Below are 17,663 nucleotides of genomic sequence, written 5' to 3'. Positions count from 1 at the left end.
CACGCAACCGATTAGTCACGCGCTTCGATGGGTACCCATTCGCTCTTCTCTGGACCGATGTAATCGGCGCTGGGGCGAATAATGCGGTTATTGGCACGCTGCTCGAACACGTGCGCAGCCCAGCCGGTCAGCCGTGACATCACAAAAATCGGCGTAAACAGCTTGGTGGGAATATCCATGAAGTGGTAGGCGCTGGCATGGAAGAAATCGGCGTTGCAGAACAGCTTCTTCTCCCGCCACATTACCTCTTCACAGCGAACAGAGACGGGATAGAGTACGGTGTCACCAACGTCATCCGCTAGTTTCTTCGACCACTCCTTGATGATGGCGTTGCGCGGGTCCGACTCCCGATAGATCGCGTGGCCAAAGCCCATGATCTTCTCTTTACGCTCCAGCATGCCCAGCATTTCCCTCTCTGCCTCCTCTGGCGATGCCCAGTTCTCGATCATCGCCATGGCCGCTTCGTTGGCACCGCCGTGTAGCGGGCCGCGCAGCGAACCGATCGCACCGGTGACGCAGGAGTGCATATCCGACAGCGTCGACGCGCACACCCGTGCAGTAAAGGTAGAGGCGTTGAACTCATGCTCGGCATAGAGAATCAGCGAAACGTTCATCACGCGGGCATGCAGTTCGGAGGCGGGTTCGCCGCGCAGCATATGCAGGAAGTGACCGCCTACCGAGGCGTCATCGGTTTTGGTGTCGATACGCACGCCGTCATGGCTGAAACGGTACCAATAACAAATAATCGAGGGGAGCACGGCCAGCAGGCGGTCCGCCACATCCTGCTGCTCGTCAAAGCTCTCTTCAGTTTCCAGGTTGCCCAGCATGGAGGCCCCGGTGCGCATCACGTCCATCGGGTGAGCGTCTTTAGGAATCTGCTCCAGCACGGTTTTCAGCGCATCAGGCAGGCCACGCAGGCCTTTGAGCTTGGCAATGTAGTGGTCCAGCTCGGCTTGGTTAGGCAGCTTTCCTTTCAACAGCAGGTAAGCGACTTCTTCAAATTTGGCCTTTTCAGCCAGCTCTTTGATATCGAAACCACGATAGGTCAGGCCAGAACCGGTTTTACCCACTGTACATAGCGCGGTGGCGCCAGCACTCTGCCCTCGTAATCCTGCACCTGCTAACGGTTTATCAGCCATGTGATGTCTCCTGACGTGCTTATTTATAAGAGTTGTTGGTCAATGTGGTGGGTCAAACTAGTGACAACCGAACGCGCGGCTTACGCGTCTTTCTGCTCGGCGAACAGCGCGTCGAGCTTCTGTTCGAAGTCGTGGTAGTTCAAAAAGTCGTATAGCTCATCGCGGGTTTGCATGGTGTCGACCACCTCACGCTGATGGCCATTCTCTAAAATGCTCTGGTACACCTTCAGCGCGGCCGCGTTCATGGCGCGGAACGCCGACAGCGGGTAGAGCACCATGCGGCAGCCCACTTCACCCAGCTCTTGCTGAGTAAACAGCGGCGTCGCGCCGAACTCGGTAATGTTGGCCAGAATGGGGGCATTCACTCGCTGGCAGAACGCCTGATAGTCATCCAGCGTATGCACCGCTTCAGCGAAGATAGCGTCAGCACCCGCTTCCACGCAGGCGTTCGCCCGCTCGATGGCCGCATCCAGCCCCTCTTTTTGGAACGCATCGGTGCGGGCAATCAGGTAGAAATCCGGGTCCAGCTTGGCATCGGCAGCGGCTTTGATGCGGTCTACCATCTCTTGCTGCGAGACGATAGCCTTGTTCGGCCGGTGGCCGCAGCGCTTTTGCGCGACCTGATCTTCCAGGTGAACGGCGGCCACACCCGCCCGCTGCATCTCTTTCACGGTGCGGGCAATGTTGAATGCACCGCCCCAGCCAGTATCAATATCTACCAGCAGCGGCAGGTCCGTCGCGCCGCAAATACGGTGTGCATCTTCCACTACGTCGTTCATGGTGGTCATGCCCAGATCCGGCAGGCCAAACGACGCGTTCGCCACCCCGCCACCGGAAAGGTAAATGGCTTGATGCCCTACTCGCTCGGCCATCATGGCCGTATAGGCGTTGATGGTGCCTAAAATCGGCAGCGGGCGATTGGCTTCCAGCGCGGCGCGAAAGCGTGCCCCGGGGGTCAGCGTGGAGGAGGTGATCGACATGAGTGTGGACTCCTAATCGGACGTTGTTGTGGATTGTTGTTCGAGGATAGCGGCGTAGCGGTCAGCCACATTGGCACGGGAAGCGCTGACATGGCGACGCATCAATAGCTCGGCCAGTTCGGCGTCACCTGCTTCGATGGCATCGACGATGCGGTGGTGCTCGACAAACGCCCGCTGGGGCCGCGTACCGCTGGCGCTAAACTGAGTACGGTAGAGGCGCACCAAGTAGTAAAGGTCGTCGCACAGCAAATTCATGAGCATTTTGTTGTGGCTGCCCTGAACGATGCGATAATGGAAGTCCAGGTCGCCTTCCCGCTGGTAGTAGGCTTCACCGCGTTTTAAATCGCCTTGGCTTTCATGCAGTGCCAGCACGTCGCGTAGCCCCTGTATTTCCTCTGGTGACATATGCTCGGCGGCCAAGCGGGCCGCCATGCTCTCCAAGGCTTCGCGCACGTCAAACAGCTCCAATAGCTCTTTCATGGAAAGTTTGACCACCCGAGCCCCCACATGGGGTACACGTTCGATCAGACGGTGGGCTTCTAATCGACGCATGGCTTCTCGTAACGGCCCACGGGAGATACCGTAGGTTTTGGAGAGCCCAGGCTCGGTAATTTTACTGCCTGGCGCTAGCTCGCCGCGCACGATGGCGCTCTGTAGCTGATGAAACACGCGCTCCGCGAGCGTGCGTACCTCTGGCGATACCGGCTCGGCAGCGGTTTCATCAGAAGTCGAGGAAGTAGTAGCAAGTAACGTCATGGCAAATTGTCGACAATTAGGGAATAAAAGAACTTTAGCCCGCTGCTTTTCCCCCGTCAACCATACGAAATAGGCGTTTTTATTCACCTTTCGTTGCAAGCATCCGCCTTCTCTCCCAAACAGTGTCAACAATCAGCGTTTTATAAGCCTTTTCTGCCTGACTGCGTGAGAAAGGCGTCGACGACGGCACTGGTGTCATCAAGTCGCGACCTCTAAAATACGTCGCCCCCACTGGCTTGGCGTTTGCTTCATGACAACGGCGTTGACGATTTCAGCCCTGCCCTACTCTACCGATCCTTTGGCGATCTTCGCCAAATTGCGACACCGCCCCGGCGCTGTGCTGCTCGATAGCGGCCGCCCAAAAGCGACGACCGGCCGTTTCGACATCGTCAGCAGCGATCCGCTGGCAACGCTAGCGATCACCTCAGAGGGCGACACGCTCTTCTCATCTGACACGCTGACGCTACCCGTTTCACTTGCAAACGACGTCACGGCGCAGCAGCAGTGGCTGCTAGAGCAGCTACCTGACGCTAACGAGGAGAGCGAACTGCCTTTTCTGGGCGGGCTGATGGGGTATTGGAGCTACGATCTGGGCCGCGATCTCGCCGATATTGCTAGCCAACACCCGGCAGCCACTCACCTACCCTCATTACGCGTAGGGCTATTTGATTGGTGCATTACACTTGACCATGTGAACGAGCAAGCGTGGTTCGTAGGCAGTCCGGCGCGTCGTGAACAGGTGATGGCGTGGCTGGCGGCGCCCGATGCGCCGGTAGCGCCGTTTAAACTTACTCGGCGATTTTCGCCAGAGCTCAGCCAAGCGACCTACACCGAGCGATTCGATGCCGTGCAGCGCTATATTCGCGCCGGGGATTGCTATCAAATCAACCTCGCGCAGCGCTTCTCGGCGCGTTACGAAGGCGACGAGTGGCAGGCCTATCTCCAGCTCAGGGAAGCCACGCCCACGCCTTTTTCCGGCTTCATGGCCTGGGGCGATCACGCCGTTCTGTCGCTTTCTCCCGAGCGTTTCATCCAAAGTCGTGATGGCTTGGTGGAAACGCGCCCCATCAAAGGCACTCGGCCACGGGGCAAAACGTCCGAAGAAGACCGCGTGCTGGCTGAAGACCTGCTCAAGAGCACCAAAGACCGTGCCGAAAACGTCATGATCGTGGATCTTCTGCGTAACGATTTGGGCCGTGTGTGCGTACCTGGCTCCATTCGCGTGCCGCAGCTATGTCAGTTAGAGAGCTACCCCAACGTTCACCACTTGGTCAGCGTGGTGCAAGGTCGTCTGGCACCTCAACACTCACCGCTTTCATTGCTGACGGCCGCCTTCCCCGGCGGCTCGATTACCGGCGCCCCCAAAATACGGGCGATGCAGATCATCGATGAGCTGGAACCCTGCCAACGCAGCGTGTATTGCGGCAGCTTGGGCTATATCGACGTGCGCGGCAGCATGGATACGTCGATTGCCATACGCACGATGGTGGCTGACAGGGGTGACCTACATGTGTGGGGCGGCGGCGGATTGGTGGCCGATTCGCAGGCAGGCGAAGAGTACACCGAGACGCTGGACAAGATTCGCCACTTGATCAGCGCTTTGGAATAAGCGCACTGCCTTCTTACATCGAAAAGAAATATAAAAGCCTAACCAAACGGTATTGGGGAGAAGCCCCTCGCCTTTGGTAGCCTAGAGACATTGCACGCTATTTCACAAAGGAGGCCGCATGTCCTCAACGCTTGAACAGATCAATCGCGATTTTGCCAACGACCCACAAGGACTCATCGAGTGGGCGTTCAGTCAGGGCGAGCGCCCGATCTGCACCACCAACTTCCGCCCGTTCGAAGCCGTCATCCTGCACATGGTGACGCAAGTGCGTCCGGACATTCCCATCGTCTGGATGGATAGCGGCTATAACACCGAAGCGACTTACCAGTTCGCCGATGCGCTGATTCAGCGCTTGAATTTGAATATCGTCAGCTTTTTGCCAACGCGTACTCGCGCTCATCGTGAAGCGCTGGACGGCCCCATGCCCGGCATCGATGACCCGCGCCACGCTGCCTTCACTCAAGAAGTAAAGCTGGAACCTTTTGAACGCGCGCTGCGTGAGATGCAGCCTGACGTATGGTTTACCGCACTGCGCGCCGAAGATACGCCAGAACGGGCAAAGATGCAGGTCGTCAGCCGCAACAGCGACGGCTTACTGAAAGTGGCCCCACTGCTGCAGTGGACCGCCAAAGACATGTACTACTACTTAGAAGCCCACGACCTGCCCAACAACTTCGACTACTTCGATCCCACCAAAGTGGAAGAGAAGCGCGAGTGTGGCTTGCACCTTCAGCACTGAGCGGCCAACCATGGACACATCACCTGCTCCGACGTAGCGTCGGAGCAGGTTTTTTTTGCTCAATACTCGGGCAGCTCGACCCCTTCGAACAGCGCCTGTTCGAAGCGTGGCCCGGCCATGAGCGCCTCGTCCACCCGGTCACGGGTCAAGTGCGGCGCAAAACGCGCCAAGAAGTCGTACATGTAGCCACGCATGAAGGTTCCACGCCGAATGCCGATTTTCGTCGTCGAGCTGGCAAATAGATGGCTAGCATCCAGAGCGACCAAATCGCTATCCAGGGAGGAATCAACGGCCATGTGCGCAACGATGCCCACGCCCATTCCCAAACGTACGTAGGTCTTGATCACGTCCGCGTCGGCAGCGGTGAGGACAACGTTGGGCGTCAGACCTTTTGCTTTGAAGGCATCGTCGAGCTGTGAACGTCCGGTAAAGCCAAAGACGTACGTCACCAACGGGTGCTCGGCCAACGCCTCCAGGGTCAACGGGCCTGATAAGGTGGCCAAGGGGTGCTCTTTCGGCACCAGCACGCAGCGATTCCAGCGATAGCAGGGCAGCAGCACCAAGTCGGTAAACAGTTCCAACGACTCCGTGGCAATGGCAAAGTCCGCCTGCCCCTCGCTCACCATCTGCGCAATTTGCTTAGGCGTGCCCTGCTGCATGTGCAGCGCCACTTCCGGGTATTTCAGGGTGAATTCACTGATGATCGGCGGCAGGGCATAGCGCGCCTGGGTATGGGTGGTCGCAATGGACAGGCTGCCGCGACGTTCGTCGCTGTGCTCTTGAGCCACTTGCTTGATATTCTCAGTAAGCTTGAGCACCTGCCCAGCCAGTTCGATGATCGACTGCCCGGCAGGCGTGACACGGGTCAGGTGCTTGCCGCTGCGGGCAAAAATTTCGACCCCCAACTCATCCTCAAGCAAGCGAATCTGTTTGGAAATGCCCGGCTGGGACGTGAACAGGCTCTGGGCCGTCGCCGAAACGTTGAGATTGTGTCGATTGACTTCCCAGATATAGCGAAGTTGCTGTAGCTTCATATCCTCACCTTATTATCTATGCAGGAAGCACGTAAAAGCGCATCCTCGCGCTGCAACTCTGTGCTTGGTCAAGCGCCCGGTTACCATGGCTCAATGAGCACATTTTTGAATAAAAAAACGGCTTATAATTCCCTTATAGTATAAAAAATAGAGACTATGGATATCTATTAATTTTTTCTATTTAAGGACAAATCGCATCAGGAATTTGCCAGCACCCTTCTCGCCCGCTAACATCTGGCAACTTGGCGCGGTGAAAGTGCGCTAATATATCGCGTAATGACCGTTGCTCCATTTGAGGCAACGAAACAGCAAGAGCAACGCAAACGGGAGAAGCAAATGGCTACCAATGTTGATGTCACCAACGCCAATTTTGAGCAAGAAGTCCTCAACGCCGAACAGCCTGTCCTGCTGAAATTCTGGGCCCCCTGGTGCGGCCCGTGTAAAGTCATGGCACCTGTTGTCGATGAAGTGGCCGCCGAGCGTGGCGACAATCTGAAAGTCGTCAGCGTGAACGTTGATGATGCCCCGGAAATCGCCGCCGAACAGGGCGTCCGCGGTGTACCGACCGTGATGCTGTTCAAGTCGGGCACCAAGGTTGCCTCTCTGGTCGGTGCGCAATCCAAGTCTCAGCTGACGCAGTTCATCGACCAGAACGCCTAAGCCGTTTACGTTACCGCTGGCACTGCCAGCGGTAACGCCGCCCCCCTTTCTTCACGTCTCTCTTTCACCAGCCGCCGCGCCTAGTCATCAAACGTCGCTCTCTTCACGCTTAGACCACACGCCACGCCGCCATGGCGGTCGGCGCGCATCGCCAGGTCGTCTTACCTGCACGTTTCGTTGCCTGCCAGGCCCCAGCAAGTGGGCAATCCAGCGCGTTTGTGGATGACTATCCAGCGCGATTTTCAACGTCATGGTGAGCACTACCGATAGCAACATACCCGCTGCACCAAAGATCCACCCCCATACCACTAGCGAAAGAAACGCCACGAAAGTGGATAACCCCAGCGCTTGGCCCATCACTCGCGGCTCGATCAAGTTACCCAAAATGAAATTGATGACGAGATACGCAGAGGCCAACAAAAATGCCTGTAGCAAACCGCCATCCTGGGAGACCAAGAGCAGCAGCACCGGAGGAATCGCCGCCAGTGCTGAACCGATGTTGGGGATGAAATTGAGCGCAAAGGCCAGCACCCCCCAGAGCAGCGGGAATTCCACCCCCACCATCAGGCATGAGAGCCATACCAGCACGCCGGTCGCCAGACTAATCACGGTTTTCACCGCCAAATAGCGTTTCAACGTCAAACTGAACTCGCTGAACCGCTTGAGGCTTGGCGCGGGATTCTCGAGTGCGCGCGACACCTTATCGCGGAAGTGCAGCGTCTCGAACAGCATGAAGATCACCAGCAGTGCGACGATACTGCCCTGCATGAACAGCGAACCAAGTTCCCCCAACAGCGTGGCAACCCAGGAGCCGTCTTCCTCCATGGCGAACATAGAGCTGAGCTGATCGGGATCGATGGCCAATCCATGGGAAGCCAACGTATTGAGCAGATCCCAATAGTGCTCATAGAGCCTGGACTCGATGTCCGGCAGCGCCTCGACGAAGGTACTAAAGCTATTGACCACCAGTAAGCCAATCAGCGATAGAAACCCCACCAAGACCAACAGCGTAATCAACGCCGACATTCGTCGGCTGAGGCCGCAGTGATGCAGCCACTGAACGGGAGAGGTACATACCACGGCAATGAACACCGCTAGCAACAGCGGCACCAATAAATCAGCCCCTACTTTCATGCCCGCAATGATCACCACCAGCGCAGCGAGCGCCAGCGTGGCATTGAGCGGAATACTTCGATAATCCTCATCCGACAACTTCGACATAGCCCTTTCCTTAGCATGTTATCTATACATGATGGTGGTTTGGCTGGTATTGCACAAACCATGCAAACATTCAGCAACTGTTTTTCGTCTAAGCTTAGCCTGTGAACTTTATGGCCACGCCCCCTTCAAAGCAGCGACATCACACGCTATTCAGCGCACACAACGTACTGGCTCTCTCAGCAAGGAAGTGACCAATGAAAACAGCAACGCACCCTTTGAAACGACTCCGCCATGGCGTGATAGGTGGCGCACTATTAGCCCTCTTGGCCGCCCCGGGCGCTCATGCCGCTCCCCCTGCCCCCCCTAGCCTGAGCGTTCAAGCGCAGTCGTGGGTAGAAGTCGAACCCGATAAAGCCACGCTCTCAGCACGCCTATGGGAGAATACGCCCGCCGTCTCTACCCTAGAAGATACGGACAGTGCCGCGCTTGGCAGCGCTCGCGAACGTCTCGAGCAGCGGGCCAGCGAACTCATCGCCGCCATGGAAGAGATGGGCATCGAGCAACGCGCGATCAATGCCGGTTCACTGAACGTTTATCCTGAGCATGTTGCGGGACCGCGCAATGAAGGGGGCGAGCAAGATACTCTGATGCGCACCCGCTTGGAGCGCCCCTTCAGCGTAGAGCTAACTAATATAGACCAATTAGGCGATGTGCTGGACGCGCTGATTGGCGCTGGCGTCAATGCGCTGGATGGCGTGCAGTTCGACCTGCAGGACCGGGACGCAGCGACCGACGAAGCACTGACCAAGGCGCTGGAAAAAGCCCGCCATAAAGCCGATCTCATGGCGAGCACCCTCGATGTCACGCTTGGCCCGGTTCAGCGCATCGAAGAGACCCAGGCGCCCATCTTTCAACCCCGCATGATGGCCATGCGCGCCGAAAGTGACGCCATGGGCAGCGGTTCAGCCAGCGACTACCGCCCCGGCACCATTCGCATCGATGCCGGGGTGAACGTCGAGTGGGCGCTTAGAGGGCAAGACGCTCGAGGCCGCCCAGGTAGGGTTGCAGGGGAGCCGGAACAGTAATCGACCCATCCGCCTGCTGGTGGTTTTCGAGCACCGCCAGCAGGCAGCGGCCAACAGCAAGGCCAGAACCATTGAGCGTATGCAGGAGCTGCGGCTTTTTGGCTTCCGGATGACGGTAACGCGCTTGCATCCGACGCGCCTGAAAATCTTCGCAGTTGGAGACTGACGAGATTTCCCGATACGTGTTCTGGCTCGGCAGCCACACTTCCAAGTCGTAGGTTTTTGCCGCGCCAAACCCCATGTCGCCCGTACATAGCGTCACTACGCGATACGGAAGTTCAAGCGCCTGCAGAATGGCTTCTGCATGGCCACGCATCTCTTCCAGCGCGTCGTAGCTCTTCTCCGGCTCTACAATTTGCACCATTTCGACTTTATCGAACTGGTGTTGACGAATCATGCCACGGGTATCGCGCCCATGGGAGCCGGCTTCCGAACGGAAACATGGAGTATGCGCCGTGAGCTTCATCGGCAGCGCAGCCAGCTCGACGATCTCATCACGCACGAAGTTGGTCAGCGGTACTTCCGATGTGGGAATCAGGTGGTACTCCCGCTCATCGTTCAGCTTGAACAGATCCTCGCCAAACTTGGGCAGCTGGCCCGTACCCATCAGCGAATCGCGATTCACCATGTAAGGCACGTAGCACTCCTCATAGCCGTGCTGCTGGGTCTGTGTATCCAGCATGAACTGCGCCAGCGCGCGATGCAGGCGCGCAACGGCCCCGCGCATCACTGCAAAGCGCGCGCCGGTCAGCTTGGCCGCCAGCTCAAAATCGAGATAACCAGACTTCTTGCCCAAGTCCACGTGATCCAGCACGTCGAAATCGAACTCTCGCGGCGTCCCCCAGCGGTGCAGCTCGACGTTATCGTCTTCGCTCTTGCCTTCCGGCACGCTCTCATGGGGCAGGTTGGGAATACCGCTAATCGCGTCATCCCACTCGGCCTGCACCTCGGCCAGCTCGCGCTTGGCCGCGTCCAAACGATCGCCTAGATCACTCACCTCGTCCAACAGCGGTTGAATGTCCTCACCGTTGGCCTTGGCCTTACCAATCGCTTTGGAGCGCATATTACGCTCGTTCTGCAGTTGCTCGGTCTGAGTTTGCAGCTCACGACGGCGCGACTCTAGCGCCTGCAGCGCTGCTGTATCGAGTTCGAAGCCCCGGCGGGCCAGTTGTTGCGCAGTCGCATCAAGATCACCGCGCAGCAGTTTCGGATCGAGCATGGATTATCCCTTGGCCTGAATACTGTGGAACACGGCACATCGACGCCGTGGCAAAGAGAGCTATTGTAGGCAAAAGCGAGACAGGGGGCTATGGGGCATGGCCTTAGCAACGCGCAGAGGAAGCGCAGGCATGCGCCATGAGCACATCACATACCCATCCCCAATCATTAGCCAAAAGTGATAGAGTGCCCGCCGCTTCATAGCAAGAACCACTAACAACGGGTTTTAGAAAAGGAGAATGTTGTGCAGGAAACCGCAACGAAAGGAACATTCGGCTGGTGGCGGCGTATCGCGCTGTGGAAAAAAATCCTGGCGGGTTTAGCCCTTGGGGTCTTGGCCGGTGCGCTGCTGGGTGAAACAGCGAGTGTATTTAAGCCACTGGGCGATATTTTCATCAATGCCATCATGATGCTGATCGTACCGCTGGTATTTTCCACCCTGGTGGTGGGCATCACCTCCATGCGGGATCCACAAAAGATGGGACGTATCGGTGCACGCACCATCACGCTTTACCTAGTGACCACTGCCTTTGCCATCACCATTGGCCTCGTCCTTTCCACTCTGCTACAGCCTGGGGTGGGAGTGGGGCTGAGCTTCGATGCCGAGGTCTCGGCCAATGAAGCGCCCTCTCTGGTCTCTATTTTGGTCAACCTCGTGCCGCGAAACCCGCTGGATGCTCTAGCGAACGGCAATATCATGCAGATCATCGTCTTTGCCATTGGTTTGGGAATCTCGCTTACCCTGATCGGCGAGAAGGGCGAGCCGGTCATGAAGGTTTTCGATAGCTTCGCAGAGGCCATGTACAAACTCACCGGCCTCGTGATGGCGTTCGCCCCGTTCGGGGTGTTTGGTTTGATTGCACACGTCTCCGGCCAATACGGATTGGAAATCCTGCTACCGCTCGCCAAACTCATCGGCGTGGTCTACGTGGCCAGCATTCTGCATGTTCTGGTGATTTACTCGGGCTTTATCTCCCTGCTGGGTCGTTTGAATCCCGTGCGTTACCTGAAAGGCAGCCTGGACGCCATTGTCGTCGCTTTCTCTTCTGCGTCCTCGGCAGGCACCCTGCCCGTCTCGATTCGCTGCGCACAGAAAAACCTGGGCGTCTCCGAAGGGGTGTCCGGCTTTGTACTGCCCGTAGGCGCCACCATCAATATGGATGGCACGGCACTGTATCAAGGCGTGGTAGTGCTGTTCATTGCACAGATGACCGGCACCGATCTCAGCATGATGGACTATGGCATGATCGTTGCCACCGGTACGCTGGCTTCGATTGGCACAGCGGGCGTTCCCGGTGCAGGGCTGATTATGCTCTCCATCGTGATGGCGCAAATTGGCTTGCCCTTGGAAGCCATCGCCGTGGTAGCGGGTATCGACCGCATTCTAGACATGGCACGCACCAGCGTGAACGTAGCCGGTGATTTGATGGTCACCACGCTGGTAGGTAAAAGCGAGGGCGAGCTCAACGAGGAGATTTACAACACCAGCCGTTCTTGATGCCAGGTTCTGCCACCTCACACGCCCGCTGCCCTTGGCAGCGGGCGTTTTTTATAGTGGCTGGCAAGCTGCTAGGATACGACTCTTCCACTCTCCCCAAGCGAGCCGCCATGACGTCCACCTTTGAAAAGACCCTTGTCGCTATCGATGCGCTGCACGCCCAAGACCCTCAGACGACCACCCTGCCAAATGGTGACGCCCGGCCCAAAGAGCTGGCTTATGCCCAGCGCATGAGCCGGTGGCTAGAGCGACTGCAGGAGACGCCAAGCGAGCTGTTGCGCATTGCCGTGCGCGCCCAGCATCTGCAGCGCTGGCAGCTGCCGCGAAGCGATTACCCAGAAGGCCGTATTGGCTACTTAACTTGGCGGCGAGACCAAAGTGCCCAGGCAGGCGATACCACGGCGGCAATCATGGAAGAAGCGGGCTATTCCCAAGAGGAGGCCAAGCGCGTGGCCAGCATGATTCGCAAGCAAGGCCTGGGGCGCGATAGCGATGTGCAAGCCCTAGAAGACTGCGCCTGCTTAGTGTTCTTGGAAAACTACTTCGCCGATTTCTCCCGAAAGGTAGAGCACGACCATATGGTGCGCATTGTGCAAAAGACCTGGGGCAAGATGTCGCCGCAGGCGCACACACTGGCTCTGGCGCTACCCATGAACGACGCCTGTTCAGCGCTCGTCAAAGAGGCGTTAGGCAGCCACTGAGACGCCACCTCAAGATGCACCGGCGCAGCAGCTGCGGTAAAGTAGCGCTATCCCCTATCCGCTTCCAGCAGTGACGGCTCAACTCTCTATGATTGCATCCCTGGATTCTCGCACGGCCCCTTTCGAACGAATTGGCAGCCACTATGTGCGTTTTCTCGAAGCCCTCCGCGCGCGTGGGTTCGAAGGTGAAATAGCGCCGGATTACGCCAACCGCACCGTGCTGGCAACGGATAACTCGATTTACCAGCGCCTGCCCCAGGCGGCGGTGTTTCCCAAACACGCCGAAGACTTAGAGCGCCTTGCCAAGCTCGCCTCCGAACTGCCCCATCGGGATATCGTCCTGACCCCACGGGGTGGCGGCACCGGCACCAACGGCCAGTCGCTGACCGATGGCATTGTGGTGGATGTCTCCCGCCATATGAACCAAATCATAGAGATCGATGTGGAAGCCCGCCGGGTGCGGGTACAAGCAGGCGTGGTCAAAGACCAGCTCAACGCCGCGCTGAAACCCCATGGGCTGTTTTTCGCCCCTGAACTTTCAACATCGAATCGCGCCACCATTGGCGGCATGATCTCCACCGATGCCAGTGGCCAGGGTAGCTGCCAGTACGGCAAAACCCGCCACCACGTGTTAGAGCTGGATACGATTCTGCTCGGCGGGCAGCATTTACACAGCCGCCCACTCAACGCGGAAGAGGAGCAGCAGGCGCTGGCTCAAGAAGGCGTGCTGGGTAAAGTACACCAAACCGCCGCTGCGATTATCGATCAACAGCGTGAGTTGATTGATTCGACGTTCCCGCCGCTCAACCGCTGCCTGACCGGCTACGACCTAGCGCATCTGCGCGAAGAGGGCCAGCTTAACCTGAATAGCCTGCTGTGCGGTTCGGAAGGCTCCCTGGGCTTTTTAAACGAAGCCGTGCTCAACGTCTTGCCGATCCCCAAGCACTCCACGCTGGTCAACGTACGCTACCCAAGCTTTATGGATGCCTTGCGGGATGCCAAAGCGTTGATGGCCAGCAGCGCGAAGCCAACGTCCATTGAAACCGTGGACGACACCGTGCTGCAACTGGCGATGGAAGACTTCGTTTGGGACAGCGTGGCAGAATTTTTCCCGGAGGGCAGCACGCCTATTCAGGGCATCAACCTGATCGAGTTCAACGACGATGACCCCGAACAGCTCGCAGCGCGTGTAACAGCGTTTACCCAGCACCTGAGCCAGGATGCCACCGTAGAGCGATTGGGCTACACCCTGGCGGAAGGCCGCCCGCAGATCCAGAAAGTCTACGCCATGCGCAAACGCTCGGTGGGTCTGCTGGGTAACGTTCAGGGGGAGAAGCGTCCGCTGCCGTTCGTGGAGGACACCGCCGTGCCGCCCGAGCACCTGGCCGACTTCATTACCGAGTTCCGCGCCGCGCTGGATGCGCGCAAGCTCTCCTACGGCATGTTTGGTCATGTGGATGCGGGGGTGCTGCATGTGCGCCCGGCACTGGATATGAAAGCCCCCGCCCAGGAAGCTCTGATTCGCGAGATTTCTGATGAAGTCGCTGCGCTCACCCAGAAGTACGGCGGGCTGCTGTGGGGCGAACACGGTAAAGGCGTGCGCTCCGAGTACGGGCCTAAGTTCTTCGGTGAGCTTTACCCCTGCCTGCAGCAGATAAAAGCGGCCTTCGACCCGCACAATCAGCTCAACCCAGGCAAGATCGCGTCACCTTCTGAAAGTACCACGCTGATTGCGAAGGAGAGTGACCCGGAACTGCTCACCGTTGACGGCGTGCCCATGCGCGGCCAGCTCGACCGCACGATTGATGAGCGGGCCTGGCAGGCTTATGACGCAGCGGTGTACTGCAACGGCAACGGCGCTTGCTACAACTACGATGTGGACGACCCCATGTGCCCATCGTGGAAGGCCACCCGCGACCGCCGCCACTCCCCCAAAGGCCGCGCCAGCTTGATTCGTGAGTGGCTGCGCTTGCAGTCGCAAGCGGGCATCGACGTGGTGGAAGAGTCGCACAAAAAGAAAGCCGAGCGCACCTGGGGCTTTATCAAAAGCTTCCCCAAGCGGGTGATGAACACCGTTAGCCGCCAGCAGCACCACGACTACTCCCATGAAGTCTACGACGCCATGGCAGGCTGCTTGGCGTGTAAATCCTGCGCGGGCCAGTGTCCGATCAAAGTCAACGTGCCGCAGTTCCGCTCACAGTTTTTAGAGGTGTATCACGGCCGCTATCTGCGCCCGCTGCGGGATTACGTGATTGGCGGCACCGAATTTATGCTGCCTGCGTTAACCAAGATGGCTCCGCTGTATAACGCCGCCCTTGGCCAGCGCTGGGTAGAGCAACTCATGCAGAAAGGGCTCGGCATTAGCGACTCCCCCGCGCTATCTCGCGCTAGCGTGAAAAAGCAGCTGCGCGCCTGGGGCGTTGCGGAAGCCACGCCCACATCGCTTGCGCTACTCACCGAGCAGCAGCGGGCCAACAGCGTCGTGATTGTGCAAGACGCCTTCACCACCCACTTTGAAGCCAAGCTGGTGATGGATGTGGTAGAGCTGCTATCGCGGCTAAACTTGCGCGTGTTCGTCATGCCGTTTTCCGCCAACGGCAAGCCGCTGCACGTACAGGGCTTTTTAGGTGCTTTTGAGCGCACGGCAGAAAAGCAGGCCAAACGCCTTCGCGCGCTTAGTGAGTTCGAGGTGCCCATGGTGGGCATCGACCCCGCCATGACGCTGACCTACCGCCAGGAGTACGTCAAAGCGCTGGGCCCTGAGCAAGTGCCGAACGTACTGATGCTGCAGGAGTGGCTAGCCACCCGCGTCAACACCCTCGCCCCCGGCCAGCTAACGCTCAAAGACCCTGGCTTTAAGCTGCTTTCCCACTGCACCGAAAAAACCAATGCGCCGGGCAGCCCAAAAGCGTGGCAGCAGGTATTTGCAGCGTTTGGTTTGCAGCTAGAGCTGGCCACCACGGGCTGCTGCGGTATGTCCGGTACCTACGGCCATGAGACCCGTAACGTCGCTACCTCGAAAACGATCTACGCTCAGTCGTGGCAGCCCCAGGTCGAAGCAGAGGAGAACAGCGGTAAGCTACTGGCCACCGGCTACTCCTGCCGCAGCCAGGTGAAACGCTACTCGGCGCAAACCCTGCCCCACCCGCTGCAAGCTCTGCTGACCAGTATCAAACAGGCCAGCCGCTAACGCGGCTGGCCTGCTGGGGCTTGCTGATATCCGTGTGGGCGTTTAGAAAAACAGCCGCTTGAGGGCCAAACCAGGGTCCTCTTCGCGCATAAACGCTTCACCCACCAAAAAGCCATTGACCTCGTGGTCACGCATTAGCTCTACGTCATCACGCGTGTGGATGCCTGACTCGGTGATCACGGTCACGCCTTCAGGGATACGCGGCAGCAGATCCAGAGTGGTATTCAGGCTGGTATCAAAAGTGTGTAGGTTGCGGTTGTTAATACCTACCAGCTTTAGGTCCAGCGCCAGGGCGCGCTCTAGCTCCTCCGCATCGTGAACTTCCACCAGCACATCCATCCCCAATGCGTTGGCCTGCTGGTGCAGGTCGCGCAGCTGAGCGTCATTGAGCGCCGCCACAATTAATAGGATGCAGTCCGCACCGATGGCGCGCGCTTCAATGACCTGGTAGCCGTGGGTAATAAAGTCTTTACGGATCACCGGCAGGTCGCAGGCATCGCGAGCGGCAATGAGGTAATCCTCATGGCCCTGGAAGAAGTCGGCATCGGTGAGCACGGAAAGGCACGCTGCGCCGCCCTGGGCGTAGCTTTTGGCGATATCCGCTGGGTGAAACTCTTCACGCATCACGCCTTTAGAGGGCGAGGCTTTTTTCACCTCGGCGATGACTGCCGCGTCGCCTGCCGCAATACGCTGATTCAATGCAGCAATAAAGCCACGGGGCGCACTCTGCTTCTCCGCTAGCGATAGCAGATCCGCTTCAGATACGGCTTGCTGGCGCTCAGCGACTTCCTGGTCTTTACGGGCCAAAATGCGCGTTAAAATAGTCGGCGTTGCCTGGTCACTCATTGGAAGTTTTACCCTTTAAAGACGCTAGTGAAGTGCGAAAGCTCTCTGAGCTTCTCAAGCGGTAGTTTGGAGGCCTGGGCATCCTGGGCCACCATCACGCCCTCTTTCAAGCTATCGGCCACGCCCGCGCAGTAAAGCGCCGCCCCGGCGTTGAGTGCCACCATATCTGCCGCAGCCCCCTCGCCGCTAAGTGCGGCTTTCACCAAACGCAGGCTATCTTCCGCGCTGGACGCTTTGAGGGTGGCTAGGCTTTGGCGCTCGATACCCAGGGATTCCGGCGTAATGGTGTACTGGGTAATCTCGCCCTCTTTTAGCTCTGCCACCAGAGTGGGTGCTGCCAGGGAGATTTCATCCAGGCCATCTTCAGAATGCACCACCATGACATGGCGGCTACCCAGCTTGCGCAATACTTCGGCCATCAGCGGCACCAGCTCCGCTGAATACACGCCCAGCACTTGATTGGGCGCACTGGCGGGGTTGGTGAGCGGGCCAAGAATATTGAACAGCGTACGCACGCCCATTTCCCGCCGTGGCCCAATGGCATAGCGCATGGCTGGGTGGTGGTTAGGTGCGAACATAAAGCCCACGCCTACCTGTTCAATGCAGCGCGCCACTTGTTCAGGCTTGAGATCGAGATAGATGCCGGCAATATCGAATAAATCGGCGCTGCCAGAAGAAGAGGAGACGCTGCGATTGCCATGTTTAGCAACATGGGCACCGCCAGCGGCGGCCACAAAACTAGACGCCGTGGACACATTAAACAGGTTCGCGCCATCGCCGCCGGTGCCGACGATATCCACCACGTTCTCGGTGTGTAGCTCGACGCGTTTCATTAAATCGCGCATCACCTGGGCGGCGGCGCTGATCTCTTCAGCGCTTTCGCCTTTCATGGCCAGCCCCACCAGCAGGCCGCCAATTTGCGCGTCGGAGGCTTCGCCGGTCATGATCTGGCGCATCAGTGCGTGCATCGCATTGAAAGAGAGGTCATCGCGGCGCATCACCGCGTTAATTGCGTCTCGCATTTGCATGAGCAGGAAAGCCCCTAAA

At 58.1% G+C, this 17,663-nt stretch carries 15 protein-coding genes; 7 read left to right on the top strand and 8 right to left on the bottom strand.

Annotated features, from left to right (window positions below; translation table 11 throughout):
- Positions 1 to 11 precede the first annotated feature (11 nt).
- From prpC to AB6K10_RS09850, 3 genes are all read right to left on the bottom strand, one after another.
- Complete coding sequence (prpC, locus tag AB6K10_RS09860; protein ID WP_339118596.1) at positions 12 to 1,139, bottom strand: 2-methylcitrate synthase; 1,128 nt, start codon at positions 1,137 to 1,139, stop codon at positions 12 to 14.
- Between the two features lie 80 nt (positions 1,140 to 1,219).
- A complete protein-coding gene (gene prpB, locus AB6K10_RS09855; protein ID WP_285262560.1) occupies positions 1,220 to 2,119 on the bottom strand; it encodes a methylisocitrate lyase in 900 nt (299 codons plus the stop codon).
- A 12-nt stretch (positions 2,120 to 2,131) separates the two neighbouring features.
- Positions 2,132 to 2,875: a GntR family transcriptional regulator gene (locus AB6K10_RS09850; RefSeq protein ID WP_285262561.1), complete on the bottom strand. Its 744-nt coding sequence runs from the start codon at positions 2,873 to 2,875 to the stop codon at positions 2,132 to 2,134.
- A gap of 250 nt (positions 2,876 to 3,125) precedes the next feature.
- Here AB6K10_RS09850 and pabB point away from each other — a divergent pair, with 250 nt between their 5' ends.
- Entirely contained in the window at positions 3,126 to 4,484 is a 1,359-nt protein-coding gene (gene pabB / locus AB6K10_RS09845; protein WP_339118595.1) for an aminodeoxychorismate synthase component I, read from the top strand.
- A gap of 118 nt (positions 4,485 to 4,602) precedes the next feature.
- A complete protein-coding gene (locus AB6K10_RS09840) occupies positions 4,603 to 5,223 on the top strand; it encodes a phosphoadenosine phosphosulfate reductase family protein (RefSeq protein ID WP_285262563.1) in 621 nt (206 codons plus the stop codon).
- Between the two features lie 59 nt (positions 5,224 to 5,282).
- Here AB6K10_RS09840 and cysB read toward each other — a convergent pair whose 3' ends face one another.
- The gene (cysB, locus tag AB6K10_RS09835) at positions 5,283 to 6,257 is read right to left on the bottom strand and encodes an HTH-type transcriptional regulator CysB (RefSeq protein ID WP_339118594.1); all 975 of its coding nucleotides are present in this window, start codon (positions 6,255 to 6,257) and stop codon (positions 5,283 to 5,285) included.
- A 276-nt stretch (positions 6,258 to 6,533) separates the two neighbouring features.
- Here cysB and trxA point away from each other — a divergent pair, with 276 nt between their 5' ends.
- On the top strand, positions 6,534 to 6,917 hold the full coding sequence (trxA, locus tag AB6K10_RS09830; RefSeq protein ID WP_159341700.1) for a thioredoxin: 384 nt from the start codon (positions 6,534 to 6,536) through the stop codon (positions 6,915 to 6,917).
- 87 nt (positions 6,918 to 7,004) lie between these two features.
- On the opposite strand, the gene AB6K10_RS09825 is transcribed toward trxA, so the two are convergent.
- Positions 7,005 to 8,138, bottom strand: coding sequence for an AI-2E family transporter (locus AB6K10_RS09825; RefSeq protein WP_159341699.1), 1,134 nt, complete (start codon positions 8,136 to 8,138; stop codon positions 7,005 to 7,007).
- 194 nt (positions 8,139 to 8,332) lie between these two features.
- Between AB6K10_RS09825 and AB6K10_RS09820 the strand changes: the two genes are divergently transcribed.
- Complete coding sequence (locus AB6K10_RS09820; RefSeq protein ID WP_159341698.1) at positions 8,333 to 9,163, top strand: SIMPL domain-containing protein; 831 nt, start codon at positions 8,333 to 8,335, stop codon at positions 9,161 to 9,163.
- On the opposite strand, the gene serS is transcribed toward AB6K10_RS09820, so the two are convergent.
- On the bottom strand, positions 9,105 to 10,382 hold the full coding sequence (gene serS / locus AB6K10_RS09815; protein ID WP_339118593.1) for a serine--tRNA ligase: 1,278 nt from the start codon (positions 10,380 to 10,382) through the stop codon (positions 9,105 to 9,107). The two genes, AB6K10_RS09820 and serS, sit on opposite strands and share 59 nt — an antisense overlap.
- Positions 10,383 to 10,625: 243 nt before the next feature.
- Between serS and AB6K10_RS09810 the strand changes: the two genes are divergently transcribed.
- From AB6K10_RS09810 to AB6K10_RS09800, 3 genes are all read left to right on the top strand, one after another.
- Complete coding sequence (locus AB6K10_RS09810) at positions 10,626 to 11,879, top strand: dicarboxylate/amino acid:cation symporter (protein ID WP_159341696.1); 1,254 nt, start codon at positions 10,626 to 10,628, stop codon at positions 11,877 to 11,879.
- 110 nt (positions 11,880 to 11,989) lie between these two features.
- Positions 11,990 to 12,580, top strand: coding sequence for a DUF4202 domain-containing protein (locus AB6K10_RS09805; RefSeq protein WP_339118592.1), 591 nt, complete (start codon positions 11,990 to 11,992; stop codon positions 12,578 to 12,580).
- Positions 12,581 to 12,668: 88 nt separating this feature from the next.
- Positions 12,669 to 15,770 (top strand): FAD-binding and (Fe-S)-binding domain-containing protein, encoded by a 3,102-nt coding sequence (locus AB6K10_RS09800; protein ID WP_339118591.1) that lies wholly within the window; start codon positions 12,669 to 12,671, stop codon positions 15,768 to 15,770.
- A gap of 42 nt (positions 15,771 to 15,812) precedes the next feature.
- Here AB6K10_RS09800 and trpC read toward each other — a convergent pair whose 3' ends face one another.
- Both trpC and trpD read right to left on the bottom strand, forming a co-directional pair.
- On the bottom strand, positions 15,813 to 16,616 hold the full coding sequence (trpC, locus tag AB6K10_RS09795) for an indole-3-glycerol phosphate synthase TrpC (protein ID WP_339118590.1): 804 nt from the start codon (positions 16,614 to 16,616) through the stop codon (positions 15,813 to 15,815).
- Between the two features lie 8 nt (positions 16,617 to 16,624).
- Positions 16,625 to 17,644: an anthranilate phosphoribosyltransferase gene (gene trpD / locus AB6K10_RS09790; RefSeq protein ID WP_339118589.1), complete on the bottom strand. Its 1,020-nt coding sequence runs from the start codon at positions 17,642 to 17,644 to the stop codon at positions 16,625 to 16,627.
- Between the last annotated feature and the right edge of the window lie 19 nt (positions 17,645 to 17,663).

Source organism: Halomonas sp. BMC6 (assembly GCF_964204995.1).
Taxonomy (GTDB): Bacteria; Pseudomonadota; Gammaproteobacteria; order Pseudomonadales; family Halomonadaceae; genus Vreelandella.
This window is presented reverse-complemented; position numbering and strand designations above follow the sequence as displayed.